Raw genomic sequence first — 22,679 nt, 5'->3', positions numbered from 1 at the left:
GCGCCGCCCCTTCCCGCCGAGGAAACCTGCCGGACGGCTTTACAGTTCGCAGAACGAACTACTATGGTTCGTAGCACGAACTAGACGTGCTGCCCATTCGAGGGGGAACAGCCATGAACACAGTGGTCGCGGTCATCGGCGGAGGTTACGGCGGGGCCTCCGTCGCCAAGGCGCTCGACGCGGAGGCCGACGTCGTCCTCGTCGAGCCGAAGGACGCCTTCGTGCACGCGGCGGGATCGCTCCGGGCGCTCGTGCGGCCCGACTGGGCGGAGAACATCTTCTTCCCGTACGGCCGGCTCCTGACCCGGGGCCGGGTCGTGCGCGAGCGGGCCGCCTCCGTCGACGCCCGCGGGGTCACCCTGGCGTCGGGCGACCGCGTCGAGGCCGGGCACATCGTCCTCGCCACCGGCTCGGCCTACCCGTACCCCGCGAAGTTCGACACCGACTCCGCGGCGGAGGCGCTCGGCCTGCTGCGGGCCACCCACGACGAACTGGCCGCGGCGGAGCGGGTCCTGATCACGGGCGCGGGGCCGGTCGGCCTCGAACTCGCCGGAGAGATCAGGGCCGTGTGGCCGCGGAAGCGGATCACAGTGGTCGATCCGGCGACCGAGCTGATGCCCGGATTCGACGCGGGGCTGCGCGCGGACCTCGTCCGCCAGCTCGACGCCCTGGGCGTGGAGGTCCGCCTCGGCACCACGCTCGCCGAGGAGCCGCCGACCGGGCCCGGCCGCGCCGGGGCCTTCACCGTGGCCACATCGGACGGCGGCTCGGTCGAGGCCGACATCTGGTTCCGCGCGCACGGCGTCCGCGTCGACGGCGGCTTCCTCGGCACCGGCCTCGCCGCCGCGCTGACGCCCCACGGGCAGGTGCGGGTCGACGAACTCCTCCGCGTGGAGGGCCAGGAGCGGGTGTGGGCGGTCGGCGACATCACCGCCCTCGCCGAGGCGAAGATGGCCGGGTACGCGATGCGGCACGCGGAGGTGGTGGCCGCGAACGTCCTCGCCGCGCTGCGCGGCGAGGAGCCGACCGCGGTCTACCGGCCCTCGCCGATCCCCTCGGTGCTGCTGCCGCTCGGCCCGCTGGGCGGCGTGGGACAGCTCCCGTCGCCGGAGGGCCCGCTGGTCCTGGAGGCCGAGACGGTCGCGCAGTACAAGGGCAACGACCTGTTCACGGGCCGGTTCGTCGACCTGTTCGGCACCGGGGTCCCCGCGGGGGCGTAGCGAGTGGTGGGTGGAGTCGGTCAGGCCGGGTGTCGTCGGTCAGGCCGGGTCGACGAAGACGACCGGGACCTCGTTGTCCGACACGACCCGGCCCAGCAGCTCCGCCAGGGCCTCCCGCTCGGCGGCGTTCAGGCCCGCGGGCAGCTCGTCGATCCGCCGGCAGGTCTCCGTGTAGAAGGCCTCGGCGGTCCGGGCGCCCTCCTCGGTGAGGGCGACCCGCACCGCCCGCCGGTCGACCGGGTCGGGCTCGCGGCGGACGAGGCCGAGCCGCGAGGTCCGGTCGACGAGCCCCGTCAGGCTCGACTTGGCGAGGCCGAGCTTCGCACCGAGCTCGCCCATCCCCGTCGGACCCGGCATCAGCACGCACAGGAGCTGCCCCTGCTGCGGGGTCAGCCCGTACACGCGTCCGGCGTCCGCGTACACCGCGTTCACGAGAAAGGTGGACCGCACCAACGCGGTGACCACGCCCATTTTCCCGCCCTCGTCCTTCGCCATGGCACCACAATACATTCGCGCCACGAACTATCGGCCGAGGTACGGAATTCCGGTCGAGGCGACGACCGGGGCAACGGCCGGGGGTGTGGTCAGGGCATCCGACGGGCGCCCTCCAGGACGGCCTGCCGGATGCGGTGGTAGGTGCCGCACCGGCAGATGTTGCGGATCTCGTCGAGGTCCGCCTCCCCGATCTCGCGGCCCGCCTCCCGGGCGCGGCGGACGGCGGCCACGGCCGCCATGATCTGCCCCGGCTGGCAGAACCCGCACTGGGCGACGTCGAGGTCGAGCCATGCCTCCTGCATGGGGTGGAGGTCCTCGCCGACGGTGTCCGGCAGGCCCTCGATGGTGGTGACCTCGTCCGTCGGCCCCAGGTCCTCGACGGGGACGGCGCAGGGGTTGAAGGCCCGGCCGTTGAGGTGGCTCGTGCAGGCCTGGCAGACGCCGACCCCGCAGCCGTACTTGGGGCCCGTGACCCCGAGGACGTCCCGGAGGACCCAGAGGAGCCGGACGTCGCCCTCGACGTCGGCGGTGACGGCCTTGCCGTTCAGGATGAAGGTGTGCTGCGGCACGGTGGCTCCAGGTCTCTACAGGGCGCGGTCGCGGCCGTCGGTCGGCGAGGCGGGGACGGGCGGGACGGTGGGCAGGGGGGTGAAGGCGAGCGGCTCGTGGTGGTTGACCGGGAAGACGGTCGGCATGGTGCCGGTGGCCCGCCCGTAGGCGCAGGCGACGGCGGCCATGGCCCCGGCGACCGCCAGCTCCCCCGCGCCGCCCGGTGCGTCGCCGGTCGGCGGCATGACGATGATCTCCAGCTCGGGCGGGGTGTTCCACTGCCGGGTGTAGAAGTACTGGTCCCAGCTGCCCTCCAGGAAGCACCCGTCGCGCAGGTGCAGGCCGGAGGTGAGGGTGATCGCGATGCCGTCGGCGATCCCGCCCATCATCTGGGCCTCCAGGCCGCGCGGGTTGACGGCGAGTCCGACGTCGACGGCGCAGACCACCTTGGTCACGCGCGGCCCCGTGTACGCGGCGCGGATCGTGCGCCCGGTCGTCTCCGGGCGGCAGTCGATCTCGGCGAGGACGGCGACGGCCGAGTGGTACTCGGTGTGAACGGCGATGCCCTGGCCCGTGCCGGGGGCCATGGTGCGGCCCCACTCCCCCACCTCGGCGACCTTGTCGAGGACGGCGCGGGCCCGGGGGTCCTTCACGAGCCGGCGGCGCATCGCGTACCCGTCCTGGCCCGTGCGGCGGGCCAGCTCGTCCATCACCAGCTCCTGGGCGCACCGCACGTTGGGCGAGTAGATGTTGCGCATGGAGCCGGTGTTGAAGCCCTTGTCGGTCTCGGCGAGCAGCTGGGTGGTGACGCCGAGGTGGTAGGGGCTGATCTGGGTGAGCTGGAACATCGTCTCGGAGAAGGTGAGGTCGGCGACGGGCAGCCGGGCCGCCTCCGCCGTGAGGACCTCGCCGACGCCGTGGCCGAAGTCGGTGGCGATCGAGGTGTGCCGCTGTTCGTACGTGAGGACCTCGCCGAGCGCGTACGTGGCCCGGACCCGGGAGAGGGACATCGGGTGCGTACGGCCCTGGCGGAAGTCGTCCGTGCGGTGCCACATCAGCTTCACGGGCTTGCCGAGGGCCCGGGAGATCTCGGCGGCCTCGTGGGCGGCGTCGGCGAACAGCTTCCGGCCGAAGGAGCCGCCGCCCTCGGTGACGTGGACCCGGACGGCGGAGACGGGCAGCCCCAGGGTGAGGGCGAGCTTCTCCTGGAGGACGAGCGGGGCCTTGAGCGAGGCCCAGATCTCCGCGGAGTCCTCCCGTACGTCGGCGATCGCGCAGTTCGTCTCCAGGGCGGCGTTGCTCGCGAAGTGGAAGGTGAAGCGGGCGTCCACGGCCTTGGTGAGGAGCGGCAGCGGCGGGACGACGAGCGGGAGTTCGGCCCGGCGGAGCTTCTCCAGGACGGTGGCGTCTGAGGCGCCCTCGGCGGTGCCGGGGCCCCAGGAGACCCGGAGGGCGCGGACGGCGTCGATGCACTGGCCGAAGGTGCGGGCGCGGACGGCGACGCCCGTGGAGACGGTGACGACGTCGGTGACGCCGGGCATGGCCCGTACCGCGTCGAGGTTGGCGACCGAGCGGACCGTGCCGTTGATGGTGGGCGGCCGGCAGACCATGGTGGGCAGCGCGTCCGTGACCTGGAGGTCCATGGCGAACTTCTTGCGCCCGGTGACGGCGTCGAGCGCGTCGAGGCGGCGCCGGCCGGTGCCGATGACCCGGAAGCGGCCGGGGTCCTTGAGCGTGACCTCGACCGCCGTGTCGGTGAGGGCGGCGGCCCGCTCGGCGAGTTCGCCGTAGCCGAGCAGCGCCCCGGCCGGGGAGAGCACCGCGCCGGCCTTCGTCGTGAGGGTGGTGACGCTCTCCCCGAGGACGAGGGACGCGGCCTTCAGGAGCCTGCCGCGGGCGATCGCGGCGGCGACCCGGAGGGGCGTGTAGGTGGAGCAGGTGGTGTTGGAGCCGCCGGTCAGCTGGTTGAAGAGCAGCTCGGGCCGGGCGTCGGCGAGGGTGACCCGCACCTTCTCCGGGGGCAGGTCGAGCTCCTCCGCGATGATCATGGCGCTTGAGGTGGTGACGCCCTGGCCGACCTCGGCGCGCGGCAGGGCGAAGTGGGCCGTGCCGTCGCCGTCGACACGGAGGGTGATCAGGTTGCTCGTGGGCAGGGCCGCGAGCGTCAGCAGTTCGTTCAGGTCGAGGAGTTCGGCCGGGCCGGGCAGGGAGGGGACGAGTCCCGCGACGGCGGCCTCGGCGCGGCGCGGGGCGAGCGCCTCGACGCCGAGCTGTGCGGCGACCGTGAGGGTGGGCGCGGCGAGCACGTAGCCGAGGAACCGCCGCCGCCCGAGGCCGGGCCGGGCACCGGAGCCGGAGCCGTCCCCGTCGTGGGGGCTGCGTTGGGGGCTGCCCTGGGGGCGGCCGCCCGCCGTTCCGTCCTCGGAGGACCCCCCGGAATGCCGCCTCGCCATGCGCCCCGCCTTTCGCCGTGCACCCGGCCCGGTGGCACCGGGCCGCCTCGGGTGCGCGCCGATCATCGCTCATCGGGGGGCGTGCGAGGGAGGGTTCACGCCAGTCGGGCGCCCCGGGGCGCCCGTAGAGTGCGGGCATGACGACCGACACCCACGCGACCGAGGACGGTCCGGACGTGACCGGGCCGCACGGCACCGGGGCCGCCGAGGCGCGGCGGGCGGCCACGCGGCGCTCGTACGACACCGTCGCCGACGCCTACGAGCGGCTGCTCGCCGACCAGTTGGCGGACGTACCGCTGGACCGTGCGGTGCTCGGCGCGTTCGTGGAGCAGGTGAACGCGGCGGGTGGCCCCCGGCTCGTCGGGGACCTCGGCTGCGGTACGGGACGGGTCGCCGCGCACCTCCGGGGACTCGGGGCCGAGGTCTTCGGGGTGGACCTGTCCCCGGGGATGGTGGCGGTGGCCCGGCGGAGCCACCCGGGGCTGCGGTTCGAGGTCGGCTCCATGACCGCGCTCGACCTGCCGGACGGCTCCCTCGGAGGCGCCTTGTCCTGGTACTCGACCGTCCACATGGGGGAGCCGGAACTCGCCGCCGCCTGCGTCGAGTTCCACCGGGCGCTCGCGCCGGGCGGGGTGGTGCTCGTCGCCTTCAAGGTGGGCGACGAGCGGGTGCGGCTGGAGCGGGCGTACGGGCACGAGGTGGACCTGGACGTCTACCGCCGGTCCCCCGACCGCGTCGCCGGGTACCTGACGGCGGCCGGGCTCGTCGAGTCGGCCCGCCTCGTGCGGGCGGCGGGGCCGGAGGAGGCGACGCCCCAGGGCTTCCTGATGGCCCGCAGGCCGGTCGACTGAACGGCCCGCACGCGTCCGTTCGCGGTGGCGCGGCGGGCCCGGGTGACGGCCCGGCCGCCGCAGCCGCGCAGCTGCGCGCGGGAGATCCTGGCGCGCTGGCCGCCGCCCGCGATCAGGGCGTTGACGGAGACCATCGGGTCCCCGCCCACGGACCGGGCGAGCAGCGCGCCGACGACCAGCGGGCCGAGGGCGACGGCGAGGGCCGTGCCGGTGGCCGTGACGTTCCGGAGGGGCCGGGGGCGCGGGAAGTCGGCGTTCATGGATCCAGTCCACCGGGTGCGGCCCGGCCGCCGTATCGGTCGACGTACTCAGATCGGCGCGCGCCCTACTCAGACCCGCCGCATGCGCACCGGGGTTCCGTGCGGGGGTTCCGTGGGGGGGGGTCCGTGCGGGGGTTCCGTGGGGGGGTCCGTGCGGGGGTTCCGTGCGGCTGGGTCTTCGGAGATGCTCGGGACCGTGACGCCCGGGACGCCGGGGGGCGCGCGAAGCGGAGGGGGCGGGTGACGGTGACGACGACGGACGGGCGGACGGTGCGGGATCCGGGGGCGGCGGCGCCGGCCGTGGTCGTGGTGCAGCACGAGGAGGGCGCGGGCCCCGGGCTCGTCGGGGAGCGCCTGGAGCGGGCCGGGCTCCGGCTCGACCTGCGCCGGGCCTGGCGGGGCGAGCCGCTGCCCGAGGACCTGCGGGCCCATGCCGGGTTCCTCGTCCTCGGCGGGTCCGCCCATTGTCAGGACGACGTGGCCGCGCCGTGGCTGCCGCGGGTCCGGGCGCTGGTGCGCGAGGCCGTGGCCGGTGAGGTGCCGCTGCTGGGCATCTGCCTGGGCGGCCAGATCATGGCCCAGAGCCTCGGCGGCGCGGTGCTGCCGAGGCCCCGCGGGCCCGAGCTCGGCGCCGTACCCCTGCGGAGACTCGCGGCGGCCGACGACGATCCGGTGCTCGGCGGGGTGCCCGAGGGTGCCCCGGCGGCGCAGTGGCACTGGGACGAGATGGTCCGGCTGCCGGCGGGCGCGGTGCCCCTGCTGGCCGGTGACGACTGCCCGCACCAGGCCTTCCGGATCGGACCGGCGGCGTGGGCGCTCCAGTTCCACCCGGAGGTGGACGCCCGCGCACTCTCGGTCTGGGCGGCGGCGGACGCCGCGCACGTGCGGGCGGCGCGCCTCGATCCGGCGGCCGCCGTGGCGTCGGTACGGGCGGTGGAACCGGCGCTGCGGGAGGTGTGGGGCGCGGTCGCCGAGGCGTGGGGCACGGTCGTGCGCGCCCGCGCCCACGCCAGCGCGCGCTCCGACCGCCGCGCCGGAGCGCGAACGGCGTGACACCCGGGCGCGTCCGCTTGGCCCGGCGGGGGCGGTGGGGTTGCGTGGGCGGCGCGACCGTACCGTACGACAGCGAACCGACAGCGAAGGAGCACCACCCCATGGCCGACTACCGGATCGAGACCGTCCGCACCGGGTACCGCACCTGGACCGCCCGCAACGACCGGGGCGCGGAGGTCCGGATGGCCGCCGCGGACGACGCGGACGCGCAGCCGTCGTTCACGCCGGTGGAGCTGCTGCTCGCGGCGATGGGCGGCTGCGGCGGGCTGGTCATCGACCGGACCGCGCGCGCCGTGGACCACGACGACCTGCGGATCGTGGTGGAGTCCGTCTCCGGTCCGGAGGACGACGGCCGGGTGGGCAGGATCCGGGTCAGCTACGAGTTCGAGCTGCCGGACAGCAACCCGCGCGCCGCCGAGGTGTTCGCCCGTGGGGTGCGGCTGACGCACGAGAAGTTCTGCACGGTGAGCCGCACGGTGGAGCACGGCGCGCGGGTGGAGGCGGTCCTGCCGGACGGTTCGGTCGGTTTCGAGGGCTGACCGCAGCGCTCCGGGTGGGCGCTCAGTCGAGCCAGAGGGCGCGGACCCGGGCCGTCGCGTCGTGCTCGACGCGGGGTTCCGCGTCCCAGATCCGGGTGGCCCGGGCCTCGGTCGTGTACCGCGGCCAGTCGCCGCCGGGGTCCTGGTGCGTCACGAAGGCCACCCAGGAGCGGTGGAGGGCTTCGGCGAGCGCGGGCGGCGGGTGGGGGCCAGCGGCCTCCCGTACGCCCTCGGCGTCGAGGAGGTCGAAGGCGAAGGGCAGGTCCAGGCAGTGGAAGGCCAGCCCGGGGCCCGGGGAGCGCCAGCGGAACTCGTAGAGCCAGGTGGGCCGCTGCCGCGCGGCGCGGGCGTCGGCCAGGGCGAGGTTCGGGGCGCGGAAGGTCGCGTCGGTCAGCGCCTGGCCGAAGAGCCGGTCCTCGCCGAGGTCCGCGTACGCCTCCGGGAACGCGCCGGCCCTGGCCGGGTCGAGGCCCAGGCCGGTGAGGAGCGCGGCCAGTGGCGGCGCCTGCGGTTCGGGCGCCGGGAGCAGGGTGAACTCGTGCTCCGTGAAGCCGAGCAGCAGCGGCACGTCGTCGCCCGCGCCGCCCTGGGTGAGCGCGTCGCGGACGGGTACGGGGACGAGGTCGCCGTCCGCGAAGGGCGCGAGGACCAGGGTCGGCGCCGACCCCTCGCTGCCGGGCCCCGGTGCGGCGAGCCGGTCCTGGAGGGCGAGCAGCTCGTCGTCGGGGAGGTCGCGCAGGGCGGCGGCGGTGGCCGGGACGCCGGTCCGCTCGGTGAGGAGACGGGCGGTGGCGCGGGCGGCCTCGGGTCCGTCGGAGTGCGGAAGGGCCCCGGAGACGGAGATGGCGCCCCGGAAGAGTCCGCGTGCGGACGGGACGGCGAGGAGGGTCTGGACGGCGCCGCCCCCCGCGGACTGTCCCGCGATCGTGACCTTGGCCGGGTCGCCGCCGAAGCGGGCGATGTTGTCGCGGACCCAGGCGAGGGCGGCGATCCAGTCCCGTACGCCGCGGTTGTCGGGCGCGTCCTCCAGGTGCAGGAAGCCCTCGATGCCGAGGCGGTAGCCGAGGGAGACGAGGACGACGCCGTCGCGGGCGAAGGCGGCGCCGTCGTACCAGGGGCTGGCGGCCGAGCCCGCGACGTATCCGCCGCCGTGGATCCAGACGAGGACCGGCAGTGCGGTGGCGGGGGCGGTGTCGGGGGTGAAGACGTTGAGGTTGAGGATCCCGGCGCCCGGGATCGAGGGCTCGGGGACGAGGGTGACCTCGGCGAAGGACCGGCGCTGGGCGGTCGGGCCGTAGGCGGTGGCGTCGAGGGGCTCGGTCCAGGGCTCGGGCGGGACGGGGGCGGCGAACCGCAGGTCGCCGACGGGCGGCCGCGCGTAGGGGACGCCGAGGAAGCGGAGGCAGCCGTCGGCGCGGCGCAGGCCGCGGACGGGCCCGTGGGTGGTGGTGACGGTGGGGGTGCTGCTGACCATGCGGTGCTGCTCCTTCTGCGCGGGGGCGTCGGCTGCGGCCGGGGCGGGCGCGGTCAGGCGGGGCGGGGCGGGGCGGGGCGGGGCGGGGCGGGGCGGGGCGGGGCGGACTGGAGCGTCGCACCCGTGATGACACGTGTCAACTACCCTCCTCAGGTTTCCTCTGTCCGCCTCAGGCCTTGGTCGCGTCCTCCTCCGGCCCCGGTCCCGCCCCCCAGGAGCAGGAGGGGCGTCCCCAGGAGCAGGACGCCGGCCGCGGCGATGGCGGGCCGCGGGCCGACGGCGTCCGCGAGCAGCCCCCAGAGGGCGATCACGCCCGCGACGCACGTCTTCCCGGCGACGGACCAGGCGGTCAGGGCGCGGGCGACCCGGTCGGCCGGCAGCCGCTCCAAACGGTGGGCGGCGAACACCGGGTTGAACACGCCGGTGCAGGTGATCAGGGCCAGCTCCAGCACCATGACGAGGAGGAGACCGGTGGCGCCCGGGCCGACGAGGGCGAGACCGAGTGGCCAGCAGACCCGGAGGGCCCCCGAGACGGCCATGACCCGCCGGCCGCCGAAGCGGGCCACGAGCCGCGGGGCCAGCCGGGAGCCGAGGAGCCCGCCGAGGCACGGGACCGCGAAGGCGAGGCCGTACTGCCAGGGCGGGAAGCCGAGGGGGCCGAGCATGAGCACGGCGAGCGGCGGCGCGGACGCCAGGACGAGGGCGTTGACCAGGACCGTGTGGAGGAAGAGCGGGCGCAGCTCCGGGTGGCCGGTGATGTCCCGCCACCCGTCAAGGACGCGGCCCCGCTCCGGCCGCGCGCGCACCGGAGGCACGGCCTTTCCCGACCCGGCCCTCCCCCTCCACTGGCCCCGGTGCCGCACGACTCCCGCACGCCTCGCACCAGTCCCGCCCACCGTGCGGAGGCCGAGCGCCGAGAGCGCGTAGCTCACGGCGTCGGCCAGGACGGTCGTCACCGGGCCGAGGAGGCCGGTGAGGGCGCCGCCCAGGGGCGGGCCGAGCACGGTCGTGGTCCACGCCGTGGACTCCAGGCGCGCGGTGGCGCGGACCAGGTCCTCACGGGGGACGAGCTTTTTGAGGCAGGCTCCCGCGGCGGCGGCGAAGGCGATGTCGGCCGCGGCGACGAGGGCGGACACCACCAGGAGCTGGAGGAGGCCGAGGAGGCCGAGGGCGTACGCGAGGGGGACGCCGAGCAGCGCGGCGCAGCGCAGGAGGTCGGCGGCGATCATCACGCGGCGCTCGTCGTGGCGGTCGACAAGCGGTCCGAGCGGTACGGCGAGGACGGCGCCCGCAGCGGGTCCCGCCGCGGCGAGCGCCGCGACCTCCGCCGCGCCCGCGTGCAGGGTGGTGAGGGCGAGCAGCGGGAAGGCGTCGAAGGCGAGGCGGGTGCCGAGGCCGCTCACTCCGTACGCGGCCCAGAGCCGTCCGAAGTCCCGCCCGAGGGCCCGGCCGCGCATCCTCGTCCCGCCTTCCGTCCGTCCCCGGCGACAACCGCTCGATGACCACGGACATGTAAGCGACCCCGGGCGCCCCGGATCAAACAACCTCCACCCGTGGACGGACAACCACGGGTTGTCCACGGCCCGCGAGGCGGCCTTTCCTCGACGGCCCGAGCCTCCTAGGATGCCGCCCGTGGATCTCGATGCCGTGCGCACGTTCGTCGCCGTCGTGGACGTCGGCCGGTTCCGGCAGGCCGCCGATGATCTTGCGGTCACCCAGCAGGCCGTGTCCAAGCGCATCGCCGCGCTCGAGAAGGAGCTCGGCGTCCGGCTGTTGACCCGCACCCCGCGCGGGGCGGAGGTCACCATCGACGGTCAGGCCTTCCTGCCGCACGCCCGCGCCCTGATCGCGGCGGAAGAGCGGGCCCTCGCTTCCGTGCGGCCCGGTCACCGCGCGTTGCGGGTGGACGTCATCGGCCGGAGGCTGGCGCCCGCCGCGCTGTTGCGGGACTTCCACCGCGCGCACCCGGAGACCGCACTCGACGTCGTGACGCTGTTCGACGTGGACGCGGCGGTCGCCGCCCTGCGGTCGGGAGCGATCGACGCCGCTTTCCGGGCGGTCGCCATGCCGGACCGCCCGCTGCCACCGGAGATCGAGGCGGTCCGGATCCTGGACGAGCCGCTCCAGCTGTTGACGGGGCCGGCGCACCCGCTGGCCGCCGCGCGGTCCGTGCCGCTCGGGCGGCTTGCCGGGCTGCGGATCTGGATGCCGGGGATCGTGCGCGGGACGGAGTGGGCCGCGTACTACGCCGATCTGGCGGCCGAGTTCGGGCTCACGATCGAGGCGACGGGCCCCGACTTCGGGGTCGAACCGCTGCTCGACACGGTCGCCGACTCGGCGGAGCTGGCCACGTTCGTCGGTGGCTCCACCCGTCTCGTCTGGCCCGCCGACCACGACCTGCGGCGCGTCGCGGTGGTCGATCCGACGCCCGTCTACCCGCATGCGCTGTTGTGGCACGCCGACAATCCGCACCCCACGTTGCGCGCCCTTCGCGAGCACCTCGCGGCAGAGAGCCGCGCTCCCGGGCCGGACGGGGTCTGGACACCCGCGTGGACGCTGCCCCGGGAGACGGCCGCGGGCCGGCCGGAAGGGCCGCGGCCGCGGCTCGGCCGACGGGTGGACGCGGGAGAGGACGCGGGGGAGGGCGGCAGGTGATGAGGTGGTCCCTCGACGCCGCGGTGGGGGTGGCCGTCGCGCTGGTCGGCGCGGGCCTGATGGTGGCCGGGGTTGTCTGGAAGGGGCGGGCCGTGCGGCCGTTCGCCGCCTCCCGGGCCCGGTCGGCGGCGCACCGCGCGTACGCGCGTGATCTGCTCCGGGCGGCGGACCAGGTCATCGCGTCGGCCCGGCGCGCCGCCGGGGACGGCGAGCCCGCGATCGTGACGGTGGCCGCGGTGGAGAGGCTCGTCCGGGAACGGTACGGCCACGAGGAGATCGCGCCGGGGCACGCGGCGGCGGCGCTGCGCCGCCGGTACGAACAGGGGCGCTGCGCCGTCGACTGCGTGACGGACGCCTACGGCTGACCGCCCGTCGGGGTACGGACGCCTACGGCTGAACGTCCGCCGGGGGTACGGGGGTTCCCTGGTGGTAGTAGAGGCGGAGCGGGCCGTCGCCGGGCGCCGCCGGGTCCCGGCGCCAGAGCGAACTGCGGCGGGCCCTGCGGCCGTCGAAGTCCGTCTCGTACGTGACGTGGACGAGGCCCGGGGCGAGGAGCGTGCCGGTGACGGCGGTGGCCACGAACCGCGGGCCCTCCTCGACGTTGCCGTCCATCTCGGGGAGTTCGGCGAGCATCTCCGCGTACGTCCAGCGCCGCCCGGAGGCGCCGACCTCGGTGAACTCGGGGTCGAGGAGCGCGCCGGCGAGGGCGCGCGAGGAGCGCACGGCGGGCGTCAGGAGCCGCAGTTCCGCGGCGACGGCCTCGGCGACATCGGGGTGCTGTGGGTCGTTCGTCGTCATGCGCGCATTCTGCCGGGCGCGTCTTTCAGCCGGATTCCTTGCGGGCGTAGTCGCCGAAACCGACCCAGTCGAGCGCCACGCAGGGATCGTCCCCGAGGACCCAGGCGTCGTGCCCGGGGGTGACCTGCATGAAGTCGCCGGCCCCGAACTCGCTCTCCTCGCCGTCGTCCATGACGACCTTCATCCGGCCGCTGACGACATAGCCGACGTGCGAGGCCTGGCAGCTGTCCGTGCCGGCGATCGGCTTGACGTGCTTGGACCACTGCCAGCCCGGCTCGAAGGTGGCGCGGCCCACCGCGCCGTTCTCCGTGGTGAGCAGGTCGAGCCTGCCCTTGCCGTCCTCGAAGGGGCGGGTCTCGTCCGCTGAGTCGAAACTTCTCCGTACGATGCCGCTCATCGTCCGCCTCCGACGGTGGGGCGTTGCGGGCCCCCGAGTCCTCTTCCAGGCTACGCCGGGGTGCTCCGGGGGTCCTCTTCTGGCGGTTCCGCGCACTCCCTCTTCGGGGAGATCTGTGAAATTCCCTATCGGAATTCTCTACACATAAAGGACATGTAAGAGCACAATGAAAACGCGGCACGATGCCGCTCACGCGGTCAGACGAGCAGGACGCCAGAAGGAGGCGAGTCGCATGGCCGACGTCTCTCACCGTCACGGTGATATCGCGGGCCACCCGGACGCGACGGAAATGCGGGACCGCTACGCCCGCATGCTCCAGACCCGGGGTGTGGCGGCGGTCGAGGAACTCGTGGTCCTCGCCGGAATCTGGGCCGCGATCTCGGCGTGGACGGTTCACTTCGCCGCCGCCCGTCCGGAACTCGCCATCACCAACCTGGTCGTCGGCATCGCCCTCGCGGTCCTCGGCCTGTGCATGTCGATGGCGCCGGAAAGGTCCCAGGACCTGAACTTCGTCGTACTGCTCCTCGGCGCGTGGCTGATCGTCGCCCCGTGGGTGGTCTCGCGGAACCCGGACACGGGCCCGATCCTCAGCAACGTCATCACCGGCGCGTGCGTCTGCCTGTTCGCCCTCACGGCCGGTGGCCTGCTCATGAGCAAGAGAAGGACGTGACGTTCTGACTCCCGACTGACTCCCGACGCATAGAGCCGGTACGGAGCGTTTGCCCGTACCGGCTTGTGCACGACGGCGCACGACCGCGCTCCCCGGCCGCCCCTAGCCTCGCCGGAACGGCACAACGAGGGGCGGTACCACCGGTGAACTGGCACATCCACGACTACCGCGAGAGCGATCTCGCCGCCGTCGTCCATCTGATCGACACCACGGCCGAGCTGGGGCAGGAGTCCGTGTTCTCCCTCGCCGAGTGCATCGGCGCCCTCACCTCCCGCCAGCCGGCCGTCGTCGCCGTCCACCAGGGCGTGCCGATCGGCGCGGCGCTCGCCTGCGTCGCGGGCGAGCGGGCCTGGGTCATGCGGGTCGCCATCTCCTCCGCCTGGCGCGGCCGCGGCCTGGCCAGCGCGCTCCTGGTGGAGCTGGAGCGGCGGCTCGTGGCGGCCCGGGTCGGGCGGATCGCGTACGTCCTGCCGGAGGAGGAGCTCCTCGGCGAGGGCCTCCTCAACGCCGGGTACACGCGCCAGCCGGCGGTCGCGTACTTCGAGAAGGTCGAGCCGCTGCACGGCCCGGCCGCCGGGCTCCTCGACGACCTCGGCGGGCGCCTGCTCCCGGGCGACCTGTGGGCGAAGGTCGCCGGCATGGAGCGGGAGAAGGACCTCATCGAACGGCGGGTGGTGCTGCCGCTCGCCGAGCCGGAGCGGGCCACCCGGCACGGTGTGCGCCCGCCGCGCGCGGTCTGCCTCTTCGGGCCGCCCGGCACCGGCAAGACGACGTTCGCACGCGGGATCGCCTCCCGGCTGGGCTGGCCGTTCGTCGAGATCCTGCCCTCGCGCCTGGCCGACGAGGGGAACCTCGCGGCGGCGCTCCGCTCGGCGTTCGCCCGGATCGCCGAGCTGGAACGGGTCCTCGTCTTCATCGACGAGGTCGAGGAGATCGCCCCGGTCCGCTCCGAGCCCGCGCAGCCCGGCGGCATGCACGGCGTCACCAACGAACTCCTCAAGCTCATCCCGGGGTTCCGGGAGCGCGACGAGCGGCTGCTCGTCTGCGCCACCAACTCCATCCGCTCCCTCGACCCGGCGTTCCTGCGCCCCGGACGCTTCGACTACCTGATCCCGATCGGTACGCCCGACAAGGCGGCCCGCGCGGCGATCTGGGCGCGGTACACCGACGGGCGACCGGACGTCGACATCGACGAACTGGTCCTGGCCAGCGAGCTGTTCACCCCGGCGGACATCGAGCACGCCGCCCGGATCGCCGCCCAGGCCTCCTTCGAGCGGGACCTGGTCGCGGTCGGCGTCCGGCCCGGTGACGGGCCCGCGCCGGGGGCGAGCACGGCGGACTACCTGGAGGCCATCGCCCAGTGCAGGCCGACGGTCACTCCGGAGATGGTGGAGCAGTTCGCCTCGGACATCACGACGCACGCCCGGACGTGACGGCGACCTCCGCCCGCGCCGCGTCCAGTTCGGACCGGTCGGGCGGCTGGGCCCCGGCCCGGGAGACCGTGACGGCGGCCGCCGCGCCCGCGTCGCGCAGCAGCCCCGCGAGGGACTCGGCGCCGAGCGCGCCGAGGGCCTCCCTCCCGCGCCCCGCGAGGGCGTCGAGGGCGGCGGACATGAACGAATCGCCCGCGCCGACCGTGTCGACGACGGTGACCCGCGGTGCCCCGGCGGCCACCGTCCCGTCCCGGGTGACGGCGAGCGAGCCGGCCGCGCCCCGGGTGACGAGGACGACGGCCGGGCCGAGGCCCAGCCAGCGGGTGGCGACGGCGTGCGGCTCCTCGCCGGGGTAGAGCCAGGCGAGGTCCTCGTCGCTCGCCTTCACCAGGTCGCTCAGCGCGACACAGCGCTCGACGCGGGCGACGGCCGCGCCGTGCTCCCCCATCAGCGCGGGCCGCACGTTGGGGTCGTAGCTGACGGTGGCGCGGTCGCGGAGCCGCTCGACCTCGGCGAGCACGGTGTCCGCGCCGGGGGCGGTGACCGCGGCGATCGAGCCGATGTGCACGTGCGCGGGCGCCTCGCCGGCCGGGAGCCCGCTCTCCAGGGTCCAGGCGATGTCGAAGGTGTACGTGGCGTGGCCGCGCGCGTCGAGGCCGACGGCCGCCGACGGGGTGCGGTCGGGGGCTCCGCCGACGACGATCCGTACGCCCGCGCCCCTCAGGTGGCCGGCGACCAGCCGCCCCTTGTCGTCGTCGGCGAGCTGCGTGAGCAGCGTGACCTCCCGGCCGAGCCGGGCGAGGCCGTGGGCGACGTTGGCGGGAGAGCCGCCCGGGTGGACCCGTTCGGTGCCGTCGGCGCCGCGGACGATGTCGGCGACGCACTCGCCGATCACCAGGAAGGACATGGCGTGCAGAGCTCCTAGGCGTGAGGGGTGCCGGTATGCCCTGGTGCAGGACGCGCAGATGCTACGGGACGCCGGGCGGCGTGGCGCAGGTCCCGCGGTCGGCAGGGTGTCGTGCGGTGGCGGTGTCACCATGGGGGCGGGACCGATGCCGAAGCGGTGTCGGCGGCGGCGCGAGGGTGGTCAGGGTGACGGACACGGTGGGTTCGGTCGAGGAGCCGGAGCCGGGCGCGGGGCCTGAGCGGGTCGAGGGGCTGGAGCCGGTCGAGGGGCTCGCGGTCATGGCGTTCGCGGACGGCCGGGAGCTGGAGGCCTGGCTTGCGGAGCACCACGGGGACACCCCGGGCATCTGGCTGCTCCTGGCCCGCAAGGGCGCGGACCTGCCGTCCCCGACGGCGGACGAGATCCTCGACGGCACGCTGATCTACGGCTGGATCACCGGCAAGCGCAAGGCGCGCGACGAGCGCACCTACCTCCAGAAGATCACCCCGCGCCGCCCCCGCAGCCTCTGGTCGCAGGTGAACGTGCGCCAGGTCGAGGCGCTCACCGCGGCCGGCCGGATGCGGGAGCCCGGACTCGCCGAGGTGCGTGCGGCGCGGGCCGACGGCCGCTGGGAGAGCGCGTACCCCGCTCAGAAGGACGCGACGGTCCCGGACGACCTGGCGGCGGCGCTCGCGGCGGACCCGGCCGCCGCGAAGGCCTTCGACGCCCTGGGGAAGACCGACCGCTATCTGATCATCCTGACCCTGTGGCAGGCCCGGACGCCGAAGACCCGGTCGGCCCGCCTGGAGCGGGCCCTGGCCGCCCTGCGGGCGGGGGCGGCCTGAGGAGGGCCGGCGCCGGCGGGCGTACCGCTGCGGTCAGGCGCTCCGGCGGTAGAGGACCTGGTGGGCGTCCCACTCCACGAAGGACTCGGCGTGTTCGAGGCCGACCGCGGTCAGCAGGTCGCGCGAGCGGCGGTTCTCCACCTGGGTGACCGCGACGACGCTCGGGACGGTCTCCAGGAGCCGCGCGACCACGGCGGCGACGGCCTCCCGGGCGTAACCCCGCCCCCAGTGCTCGGGCAGGAACAGGTACGACACCTCCGTCTCGCCGTTCCGGCCGGCGGGGTCCACCGTGACCAGACCGAGGAGGGCTCCGTCGGCGGCCCGTGTCACGGCGTGGCAGCCGGGCGCGCCGACGATCCGCCGCTGCCGGATGCGGATGACGGGCTCCGTGACGGGGCCGCCGAGGTGCTCCCGTACGCGGGTGTCGGTCCACAGCCGGGTGACGGCGGGCAGATCCGCCCGGCGCACGGGCCGCAGCAGCAGCCGCTCGGTGGCGAGCGGCGCGGGCGGCCCGGCGGTCGCCTTCGCCCCGGGCGCGACCGCGGCGCCGGCGGCGGCGGCGGGTCCGGGGGGCGTCGGGGAGGCGGTCATACGTCCGATGATCCCAGGCTCCGCCCCGGACCGGGGGGTGGGGCCGCGGCCCGCGACGTAGGTCCTTGGTCCGAGCGAGGTACGGGCCCGCGGCCGAGGCGGGGGCGGCGCGGCACCGGAAGGATGACCGCCATGCGCATCGGAATTCTCGGAACGGGACATGTGGGTCGGGCGCTCGCCGGAGCCTGGGCGCGGGCGGGACACGAGGTCGTCCTCGGATCGCGGCGCCCGGCGGACGAGGAACTGCGGGCGGAGCTGAAGGAGCTGATCGCCGCGGGGGTACGGGTCGGGGGCTCGGCCGCTGCGGTCGCCGACGCGGACGTGGTGGTGAACGCGACGCCGGGCACCGTCTCGGTCGGGCTGCTCCGGTCGGTCGGGGCCCCGGCGCTGGCCGGGAAGGTGCTCTTGGACGTCGGCGTCGGCTTCCTGGAGGACGGGACGCTCTCGCACCTCGGGGTCAGCCTCGGCGAGGAGATCCAGGAGGCGTTCCCCGAGACCCGGGTGGTGAAGAGCCTCGCCACGGTCGACCGGCTCGTGATGGTCGATCCGGGCTCCCTGGAGGGGCCGGGCACCGTCTTCCTCTCCGGCGAGGACGCGGAGGCGAAGCGGGTGGTCGGCGGCCTGCTCGGCGACCTCGGCTGGCCGGCGGAGTCCCGGCTCGACCTGGGCGGCATCGCGACGGCGCGTGGTCAGGAGCACTTCGCGCTGCTCTTCGTCGGGATCGCGGGGGCCCTCGGCGACTACCGGTTCGGCATCCGGGTCGTGCCTCGCGCGGCCCGGGCGCCCGACCGCCGGGAGCCGGCGGAGTCCTGACGGCAGCGGGGCCAACCGCCCGGTGACGGGCGGCGCGGGCCCCGGTCACCTCCGCCGGAACAGGTTGGACGGTGGTGACGCCCCCGCCCGGCCGGCCGACGCGTCGATCAGCCGGTCGGCCGGTGAGCCGATCAACCGATCAGCCGGTCAGGGCCTTCTCGATCGTCGCCCAGTCCGGCTCCGTCGGCGCGTACGACGCACCGCCCGTGGTGGCGCACTTGTATCCGCTGGACGTCATCACGCACACCACCGGCCCCTCGGTCTCGCGCGGCCCCAGAGCCCGCAGGCCGGCGAGACCGACGGCGGAGGACGCCTCGCACCAGAGCCCCTGCACGGCCAGCTCCGCGCGGGCCGACTCCAGCTGCTCGTCCGTCACGGTGCGGGCCCCTCCCCCGGTCTCCCGCACGGCCACCACCCCGCGGTAGCTGTTCACCTCGCAGTCGATCGCGTACGCCACGGTGGGCCGGACGGGCACCCGCGCGACGGGCCGTCCGGAGCGCACCGCCTCGGTGAGCGCACCGGCCGCGGCGGGCTCGGTGGCGTACACGCGGGGGACGGAGTCCGTCACGCCGAGCCGGGCGAGCTCCTGGAACCCCTTTGCCACGCCGAAGAGCAACTCGCCGTATCCGGTGGGCACATGAACGGCCGCCGGGGCGCGGCCGAGGTCGAGGGCGATCTCGTAGGCGAGGGTCTTGTACCCCTCCGGCCCGAAGGGGTGTCCGGTGTGGACCGTGTCCGTCACGCTGCTGACGGCCTGGAAGCCGAGGTCGTCGACGATCCGGCGCATGAGCGGCTTCACCGTCTCGTACGGGACGGTGAGGACCGTCGCCCCGTAGGCGCGGAGGTGGGAGGCGACGGCGGGCGGGGCGTGCGGCGAGGTGAAGACGGCGCAGGGCAGGCCGGCGCGGGCCGCGTAGGCGGCGGCCGAGGCGCCGTGGTTGCCGGAGGAGGAGACGACGATCCCGCGCGCCCCGGAGGCCACCGCGGCGCTGACGGCGACGCGGTTGAGGCGGTCCTTGTGGCTCCAGGTCGGGTTCCGGGACTCGTCCTTCACCAGGACGCCGTCGGGGAGTTCGACCAGGGGGGTGTTGCCCTCGCCGAGACCGGGAGCGGCGAGGGGCGGCAGCAGCGGGGCCCAGCGGTCGAGCCCGTGGGCGGCGGGGCGGTCGAAGAGGTCCGCGGGGACGTCCTCGTACGCGTAGTCGATGTCGAGCGGGTAGGCGACCTCGGGGGTCGAGGTGACCGGGCAGCCGCGCGTCAGCGGCGGCCAGAGGGGGTGGCGGACGGCGGGGTCGGCGAGCGAGCGCTGGGCGGTGGCGAGCGAGGTCACTGCGGGTCCTTCCGTACGGGGTCGGGTCGGCCCGTGCGACGGCGCAGCGCGGCCAGCGCGCCGGGCTGCCGTCCCGGCACGCGCTCCCGGAGCCCGACGAGAGTGTCGCCGAGGGCGCGGGCCCTGGCCGGGTCGTCGATCTGCTCCCACTGGTGGTGCGCCCGGTCGACGGCCCCCTCGACGGCGGGGTCGTCGGCGGACCGGCCGAGTCCGAGCAGCGCCTCGGCGACGGAGAGCCACAACTCGCAGCTGCGGCCGGGTTCTCCGGCCAGCCGGGCCAGGTCGGCCCGTACCTCCAGCCAGTGCAGGGCCTCCAGGGACCTGGGGCCGTAGGTCCGCAGCGCCTCGCTCTCCCAGGCGGCCGCGACGGCCGCGGCCTCCGCGTGCCGCCCCGCCACGGCGGCGGCCAGGATCGCGGGGTGCGGGTCGTGCGGCGCCCCGGGGCCGGGGGGCGGGCCCGCGGGTACGGGCGGTGGTGTGCGGGGTCCCGGCGCCTCGGGCGGCCGGTGCCCCTGCCCGGCGCGCGCTTCGGCGGGTCCGGCCGGGGCGAGCTGCCGTGCGGGGGCCTCGGGCCGCCGGGGCGCGCGCACGCGCGCGGGCGGCCGGAGGGGCCGGGTCGGCGGGGTCTCCTCGACGGTCCTCGCGGCCGTCGTCGGAGCGGTCGCCCGAGCGGTCGCCCGAGCGGTCGCCCGAGCGGTCGCCGGCGCGGGGATCCCGGGCAAGGCGGCCCCCTGCCCCGCGGGCGGGAGCCCGGCAGGCACCGGCCCCCGCACGGCCACCGGGACCCTCCCGGCCGCGTCGTCCCCGGCGGCTCCGGGGCCCGGCGGTGTCACCGCCACCCCGCCCCGGGGCACGTACGGCGTCAGCTGCGCCGGGCTCGGGGCCTGCGGGGTGAGGAGGAGCCCGGGTGCGCGGCCGGCCGCCTCCGCGTGGAGGGCCGGGTGCGGGAGCCGGGGGTCGGCGCGCCAGAGGTCCGCCCAGGCCCGGAGGTAGTCCGGGGTCGTCGGGGCGCCGCGGCGCGGGGCCCGGGTGACGCGGCCGTACAGGTGGGCGGCGGGGCCGAGGTGGAGCAGGTGCGGATCGGCGGTGAGGCGTTCCCAGACGGCGGGGTCGGCGGTCAGGTCGGCGACGACCGTGACGGTGCCGGGCCGCCGGGTCGCGAGGGCGGCGGCGAGCCAGTGCCAGGGCAGGGCGGTGTAGCGGAGCGTCGCGGGGATGGTGCGGGCGAGGGCGAAGTGGGGCAGCCGCTGGCGGCGGTCGAGGTGGAGCTGCCCGGCGAGGAGGACGGCGAGCGGGCCGGGGGTGGCGGCCGCGGCCCGCAACCGGGTGAGGACGGTCTGCGGGTCGAGCGGGTCGGCGAGTTCGACGACGGTGGCGGTCGCGGTGCCGGTGAGCGCTCCGGGCGGGACGGCCGCGAGGGCGGGGAGCACCGAGGCGGCGTCCATGGCGCGGCCGCGTCCCGCGGGCGCGGCGGCGAGCAGCACGGCGGTGCCCGTCGCCCCCGTCCCGGTTCTCGCACGCGCGTCCGTCGTCCGTGTGTCCCCGTACGCCGGGCCCGCCGTGCCGTTGTCCTCGTCGTTCACCACCCGAGCACCGTAACCCGTCAGGCCCTGACCGATAATCGTCGGGCCGAAGGCATATGTCAGAAGCACCACCGGATCGAGTGTTGCCAAATCCCTTACGAGCCGTCCGAGGCTGTGCAACAGTCGTATTGGGCCTCCTTCTTCACACTGGCCGTGCCGCGCCTGCATCGGAGTACGACATGCCGTCCCCCCTCTTCGCGGACCGACCCGCCCAGCCGCCGGAGCCGGGCGCGGTGGACGCGCTGATCTCGCAGACCCGTCGTCTGCGCGGCGAGGTCGCCGCCGTGCGCCGGGACGCCGCGACGAACGACGACGACCCCCAGCTGCGCTGGCAGCGGGCCCTCTGCGACCTGGCCGTCCACCAACTCGACGATTTGGGTGCCCAGTTGGGGCAGCTGCGGGCCGGAGTCCCGGCGCCGCCCGCCACCCCGGGGACCGGCGGGCGGCCTTCCCCGGAGGCGCCCGAGGGCGACGTGGACGGCCTGCTCGACACGGAGCCCACAGGCGATCCCGGTGCCGCGTACGGCGAGCCCGCTCCCCCGCGCACCGGTTCGCTGCTCTCCCGCGTCGGCAGCGCCGAGTGGAACCTCCTGACGGACGAGGTGAGTTGGTCGGAGGAGCTGTTCCAGATCTTCGGCCGCCCCCGCGAGAACGGTCCGATGTCCCTGGACGAGATGCCGTCCATGGTGTTCGCCGAGGACCAGCCGCTGCTGCAGGCAATGGTGACGGACTGTCTGATCGACGGGAAGCCGATCGACGGCGAGTTCCGCATCGTCCGCTCGGACGGCCGGGTGCGCACCGTCCACATGACCGGCGAGCCCGTCCTCGACACCGACGGCTGCACGGCCTCCATGTGGGCCGTCATCCGGGACGTGAGCGAACTGCGCCGCAGCGAGCGCGCCGTGCGCGAGAGCCGGGACTCCCTGGAGCGCAGCCGCCACCTGGAGCGGACCGAGCGCCGGGTGGCCGTCGAGTTCCAGGAGGCCGTGCTGCCGCCGTGGCGCGGCTCGCTCCGCTTCGCCCACGACGGACCCGCGCCGCTGGACGTGGCGGGCCACTACCTGCCCGCCGCGACGACCGGCCTCATCGGCGGCGACTGGTACGACGCGCTGGCGCTCCCGGACGGGGACGCGCTCCTGACCGTCGGCGACCTCACCGGGCACGGCGTCGCCGCCACCTCCTCCATGGCGATGCTGCTCGGCGCCCTGCGCGGCATGGCGGTCGCCGGCATCCGGCCCGCCGCCCTGATGGGCCACCTCAACCAGCTCCTGGAGACCTCCGTTCAGCCCGCGCTCGGCAGCGCGATGTGCTGCCGCTACGACCCGGTCGCCCAGACCCTGACGTGGGCGCAGGCCGGACACCCCGCCCCGCTGCTGTTCCGCGACGGGACGGGGCGCGCGCTGCGCCGCCCGGACGGCGTGCTGCTCGGGGCGACCGCCGGGGCCGCGTACGAGGAGACGGAGACCCGGCTTCTCCCCGGCGACCTGCTGGTCCTCCACACCGACGGACTGACCCGGGGCAGCGGAGCGCAGGACGACACGGGCGCCCGTCGGCTCCTCGCCCTCGGGCAGCGGCTGACCGGCGCGCGGGACGCGCAGGAGTGCGTGCGCCTGGTGGCGGAGGAGTTCGGCGAGGAGCCGCGCGAGGACGACGCCTGCGTGATGGTGGTCCGGGTCGGCCACTGAGCCCGTCGGCGGGCCGGCCCCGCCACGGCGGCAGGCCGCGTCGACGACGCACGGAGGCATACGGCCACGCCCCGGTGCACCCCTGTCCCGGCCCGAACC

Annotated in this window: 22 protein-coding genes; 11 read left to right on the top strand and 11 right to left on the bottom strand. The window is 75.7% G+C overall.

Features of this window, described 5'->3' with window-relative positions; genetic code table 11:
- Positions 1-113 precede the first annotated feature (113 nt).
- Positions 114-1,220 carry an NAD(P)/FAD-dependent oxidoreductase gene (locus ACWDVG_RS14660; RefSeq protein ID WP_451699507.1) on the top strand — a complete coding sequence of 369 codons (1,107 nt, stop codon included), beginning with the start codon at positions 114-116 and terminating at the stop codon, positions 1,218-1,220.
- A gap of 39 nt (positions 1,221-1,259) precedes the next feature.
- Here the strand turns inward: ACWDVG_RS14660 and ACWDVG_RS14655 are convergent, their stop codons facing one another.
- From ACWDVG_RS14655 to ACWDVG_RS14645, 3 genes are all read right to left on the bottom strand, one after another.
- Positions 1,260-1,691, bottom strand: coding sequence for a MarR family winged helix-turn-helix transcriptional regulator (locus ACWDVG_RS14655; protein ID WP_451699544.1), 432 nt, complete (start codon positions 1,689-1,691; stop codon positions 1,260-1,262).
- A 113-nt stretch (positions 1,692-1,804) separates the two neighbouring features.
- Positions 1,805-2,284, bottom strand: a complete 480-nt coding sequence (locus ACWDVG_RS14650) for a (2Fe-2S)-binding protein (protein WP_451699505.1) — start codon at positions 2,282-2,284, stop codon at positions 1,805-1,807.
- Between the two features lie 15 nt (positions 2,285-2,299).
- Positions 2,300-4,717: a molybdopterin cofactor-binding domain-containing protein gene (locus tag ACWDVG_RS14645; protein ID WP_451699504.1), complete on the bottom strand. Its 2,418-nt coding sequence runs from the start codon at positions 4,715-4,717 to the stop codon at positions 2,300-2,302.
- Positions 4,718-4,854: 137 nt separating this feature from the next.
- On the opposite strand from ACWDVG_RS14645, the gene ACWDVG_RS14640 reads away from it, so the two are divergent.
- From ACWDVG_RS14640 to ACWDVG_RS14630, 3 genes are all read left to right on the top strand, one after another.
- Positions 4,855-5,568: a class I SAM-dependent DNA methyltransferase gene (locus ACWDVG_RS14640; protein WP_451699503.1), complete on the top strand. Its 714-nt coding sequence runs from the start codon at positions 4,855-4,857 to the stop codon at positions 5,566-5,568.
- A 506-nt stretch (positions 5,569-6,074) separates the two neighbouring features.
- Entirely contained in the window at positions 6,075-6,881 is an 807-nt protein-coding gene (locus ACWDVG_RS14635; protein ID WP_451699502.1) for a type 1 glutamine amidotransferase, read from the top strand.
- A gap of 101 nt (positions 6,882-6,982) precedes the next feature.
- Positions 6,983-7,420, top strand: coding sequence for an OsmC family protein (locus ACWDVG_RS14630; RefSeq protein ID WP_451699501.1), 438 nt, complete (start codon positions 6,983-6,985; stop codon positions 7,418-7,420).
- Positions 7,421-7,442: 22 nt separating this feature from the next.
- On the opposite strand, the gene ACWDVG_RS14625 is transcribed toward ACWDVG_RS14630, so the two are convergent.
- Positions 7,443-8,894, bottom strand: coding sequence for a carboxylesterase/lipase family protein (locus tag ACWDVG_RS14625; protein ID WP_451699500.1), 1,452 nt, complete (start codon positions 8,892-8,894; stop codon positions 7,443-7,445).
- A gap of 149 nt (positions 8,895-9,043) precedes the next feature.
- Complete coding sequence (locus ACWDVG_RS14620) at positions 9,044-10,351, bottom strand: MFS transporter (protein ID WP_451699499.1); 1,308 nt, start codon at positions 10,349-10,351, stop codon at positions 9,044-9,046.
- Between the two features lie 166 nt (positions 10,352-10,517).
- On the opposite strand from ACWDVG_RS14620, the gene ACWDVG_RS14615 reads away from it, so the two are divergent.
- Positions 10,518-11,549 (top strand): LysR family transcriptional regulator, encoded by a 1,032-nt coding sequence (locus tag ACWDVG_RS14615; RefSeq protein ID WP_451699498.1) that lies wholly within the window; start codon positions 10,518-10,520, stop codon positions 11,547-11,549.
- Positions 11,549-11,914: a hypothetical protein gene (locus tag ACWDVG_RS14610; protein ID WP_451699496.1), complete on the top strand. Its 366-nt coding sequence runs from the start codon at positions 11,549-11,551 to the stop codon at positions 11,912-11,914. Before ACWDVG_RS14615 ends, ACWDVG_RS14610 begins: the two co-directional genes overlap by 1 nt.
- 22 nt (positions 11,915-11,936) lie before the next feature.
- On the opposite strand, the gene ACWDVG_RS14605 is transcribed toward ACWDVG_RS14610, so the two are convergent.
- Both ACWDVG_RS14605 and ACWDVG_RS14600 read right to left on the bottom strand, forming a co-directional pair.
- The gene (locus ACWDVG_RS14605) at positions 11,937-12,347 is read right to left on the bottom strand and encodes a nuclear transport factor 2 family protein (RefSeq protein WP_451699495.1); all 411 of its coding nucleotides are present in this window, start codon (positions 12,345-12,347) and stop codon (positions 11,937-11,939) included.
- A 25-nt stretch (positions 12,348-12,372) separates the two neighbouring features.
- A complete protein-coding gene (locus ACWDVG_RS14600) occupies positions 12,373-12,744 on the bottom strand; it encodes a cupin domain-containing protein (RefSeq protein WP_451699494.1) in 372 nt (123 codons plus the stop codon).
- Positions 12,745-12,976: 232 nt separating this feature from the next.
- Here ACWDVG_RS14600 and ACWDVG_RS14595 point away from each other — a divergent pair, with 232 nt between their 5' ends.
- Together ACWDVG_RS14595 and ACWDVG_RS14590 are read left to right on the top strand one after the other, a co-directional pair.
- Positions 12,977-13,414: an SPW repeat protein gene (locus ACWDVG_RS14595; RefSeq protein ID WP_451699493.1), complete on the top strand. Its 438-nt coding sequence runs from the start codon at positions 12,977-12,979 to the stop codon at positions 13,412-13,414.
- 143 nt (positions 13,415-13,557) lie between these two features.
- Complete coding sequence (locus ACWDVG_RS14590) at positions 13,558-14,847, top strand: ATP-binding protein (RefSeq protein WP_451699492.1); 1,290 nt, start codon at positions 13,558-13,560, stop codon at positions 14,845-14,847.
- Here ACWDVG_RS14590 and ACWDVG_RS14585 read toward each other — a convergent pair.
- On the bottom strand, positions 14,825-15,754 hold the full coding sequence (locus tag ACWDVG_RS14585; RefSeq protein ID WP_451699491.1) for a carbohydrate kinase family protein: 930 nt from the start codon (positions 15,752-15,754) through the stop codon (positions 14,825-14,827). The genes ACWDVG_RS14590 and ACWDVG_RS14585 overlap by 23 nt on opposite strands.
- A gap of 197 nt (positions 15,755-15,951) precedes the next feature.
- Between ACWDVG_RS14585 and ACWDVG_RS14580 the strand changes: the two genes are divergently transcribed.
- Positions 15,952-16,578: a YdeI/OmpD-associated family protein gene (locus ACWDVG_RS14580; RefSeq protein WP_451699543.1), complete on the top strand. Its 627-nt coding sequence runs from the start codon at positions 15,952-15,954 to the stop codon at positions 16,576-16,578.
- Between the two features lie 33 nt (positions 16,579-16,611).
- Here the strand turns inward: ACWDVG_RS14580 and ACWDVG_RS14575 are convergent, their stop codons facing one another.
- Positions 16,612-17,169 carry a GNAT family N-acetyltransferase gene (locus ACWDVG_RS14575; RefSeq protein ID WP_451699490.1) on the bottom strand — a complete coding sequence of 186 codons (558 nt, stop codon included), beginning with the start codon at positions 17,167-17,169 and terminating at the stop codon, positions 16,612-16,614.
- Positions 17,170-17,301: 132 nt separating this feature from the next.
- On the opposite strand from ACWDVG_RS14575, the gene ACWDVG_RS14570 reads away from it, so the two are divergent.
- Positions 17,302-17,982, top strand: a complete 681-nt coding sequence (locus ACWDVG_RS14570) for an NADPH-dependent F420 reductase (RefSeq protein ID WP_451699488.1) — start codon at positions 17,302-17,304, stop codon at positions 17,980-17,982.
- Positions 17,983-18,121: 139 nt separating this feature from the next.
- Here the strand turns inward: ACWDVG_RS14570 and ACWDVG_RS14565 are convergent, their stop codons facing one another.
- Positions 18,122-19,312, bottom strand: coding sequence for a threonine synthase (locus ACWDVG_RS14565; RefSeq protein WP_451699487.1), 1,191 nt, complete (start codon positions 19,310-19,312; stop codon positions 18,122-18,124).
- A complete protein-coding gene (locus ACWDVG_RS14560; protein ID WP_451699542.1) occupies positions 19,309-20,757 on the bottom strand; it encodes a hypothetical protein in 1,449 nt (482 codons plus the stop codon). Before ACWDVG_RS14560 ends, ACWDVG_RS14565 begins: the two co-directional genes overlap by 4 nt.
- 317 nt (positions 20,758-21,074) lie before the next feature.
- On the opposite strand from ACWDVG_RS14560, the gene ACWDVG_RS14555 reads away from it, so the two are divergent.
- Positions 21,075-22,580 carry a PP2C family protein-serine/threonine phosphatase gene (locus tag ACWDVG_RS14555; protein WP_451699486.1) on the top strand — a complete coding sequence of 502 codons (1,506 nt, stop codon included), beginning with the start codon at positions 21,075-21,077 and terminating at the stop codon, positions 22,578-22,580.
- Positions 22,581-22,679: the final 99 nt, after the last annotated feature.

The organism is Streptomyces sp. NPDC003327, from assembly GCF_053589515.1.
Note: the sequence above shows the minus strand (reverse complement) of the source record. Positions and strands in the feature narration are given on the sequence as shown.

Coding starts and splice junctions, on each gene's coding strand:
- ACWDVG_RS14585 (WP_451699491.1), bottom strand. CDS start 15,754: ATGTCCTTCCTGGTGATCGGCGAGTGCGTCGCCGACATCGTCCGCGGC.
- ACWDVG_RS14555 (WP_451699486.1), top strand. CDS start 21,075: ATGCCGTCCCCCCTCTTCGCGGACCGACCCGCCCAGCCGCCGGAGCCG.
- ACWDVG_RS14570 (WP_451699488.1), top strand. CDS start 17,302: ATGCGCATCGGAATTCTCGGAACGGGACATGTGGGTCGGGCGCTCGCC.
- ACWDVG_RS14600 (WP_451699494.1), bottom strand. CDS start 12,744: ATGAGCGGCATCGTACGGAGAAGTTTCGACTCAGCGGACGAGACCCGC.
- ACWDVG_RS14625 (WP_451699500.1), bottom strand. CDS start 8,894: ATGGTCAGCAGCACCCCCACCGTCACCACCACCCACGGGCCCGTCCGC.
- ACWDVG_RS14655 (WP_451699544.1), bottom strand. CDS start 1,691: ATGGGCGTGGTCACCGCGTTGGTGCGGTCCACCTTTCTCGTGAACGCG.
- ACWDVG_RS14605 (WP_451699495.1), bottom strand. CDS start 12,347: ATGACGACGAACGACCCACAGCACCCCGATGTCGCCGAGGCCGTCGCC.
- ACWDVG_RS14615 (WP_451699498.1), top strand. CDS start 10,518: ATGCCGCCCGTGGATCTCGATGCCGTGCGCACGTTCGTCGCCGTCGTG.
- ACWDVG_RS14630 (WP_451699501.1), top strand. CDS start 6,983: ATGGCCGACTACCGGATCGAGACCGTCCGCACCGGGTACCGCACCTGG.
- ACWDVG_RS14620 (WP_451699499.1), bottom strand. CDS start 10,351: ATGCGCGGCCGGGCCCTCGGGCGGGACTTCGGACGGCTCTGGGCCGCG.
- ACWDVG_RS14595 (WP_451699493.1), top strand. CDS start 12,977: ATGGCCGACGTCTCTCACCGTCACGGTGATATCGCGGGCCACCCGGAC.
- ACWDVG_RS14610 (WP_451699496.1), top strand. CDS start 11,549: ATGAGGTGGTCCCTCGACGCCGCGGTGGGGGTGGCCGTCGCGCTGGTC.
- ACWDVG_RS14645 (WP_451699504.1), bottom strand. CDS start 4,717: ATGGCGAGGCGGCATTCCGGGGGGTCCTCCGAGGACGGAACGGCGGGC.
- ACWDVG_RS14560 (WP_451699542.1), bottom strand. CDS start 20,757: ATGGACGCCGCCTCGGTGCTCCCCGCCCTCGCGGCCGTCCCGCCCGGA.
- ACWDVG_RS14575 (WP_451699490.1), bottom strand. CDS start 17,169: ATGACCGCCTCCCCGACGCCCCCCGGACCCGCCGCCGCCGCCGGCGCC.
- ACWDVG_RS14640 (WP_451699503.1), top strand. CDS start 4,855: ATGACGACCGACACCCACGCGACCGAGGACGGTCCGGACGTGACCGGG.
- ACWDVG_RS14660 (WP_451699507.1), top strand. CDS start 114: ATGAACACAGTGGTCGCGGTCATCGGCGGAGGTTACGGCGGGGCCTCC.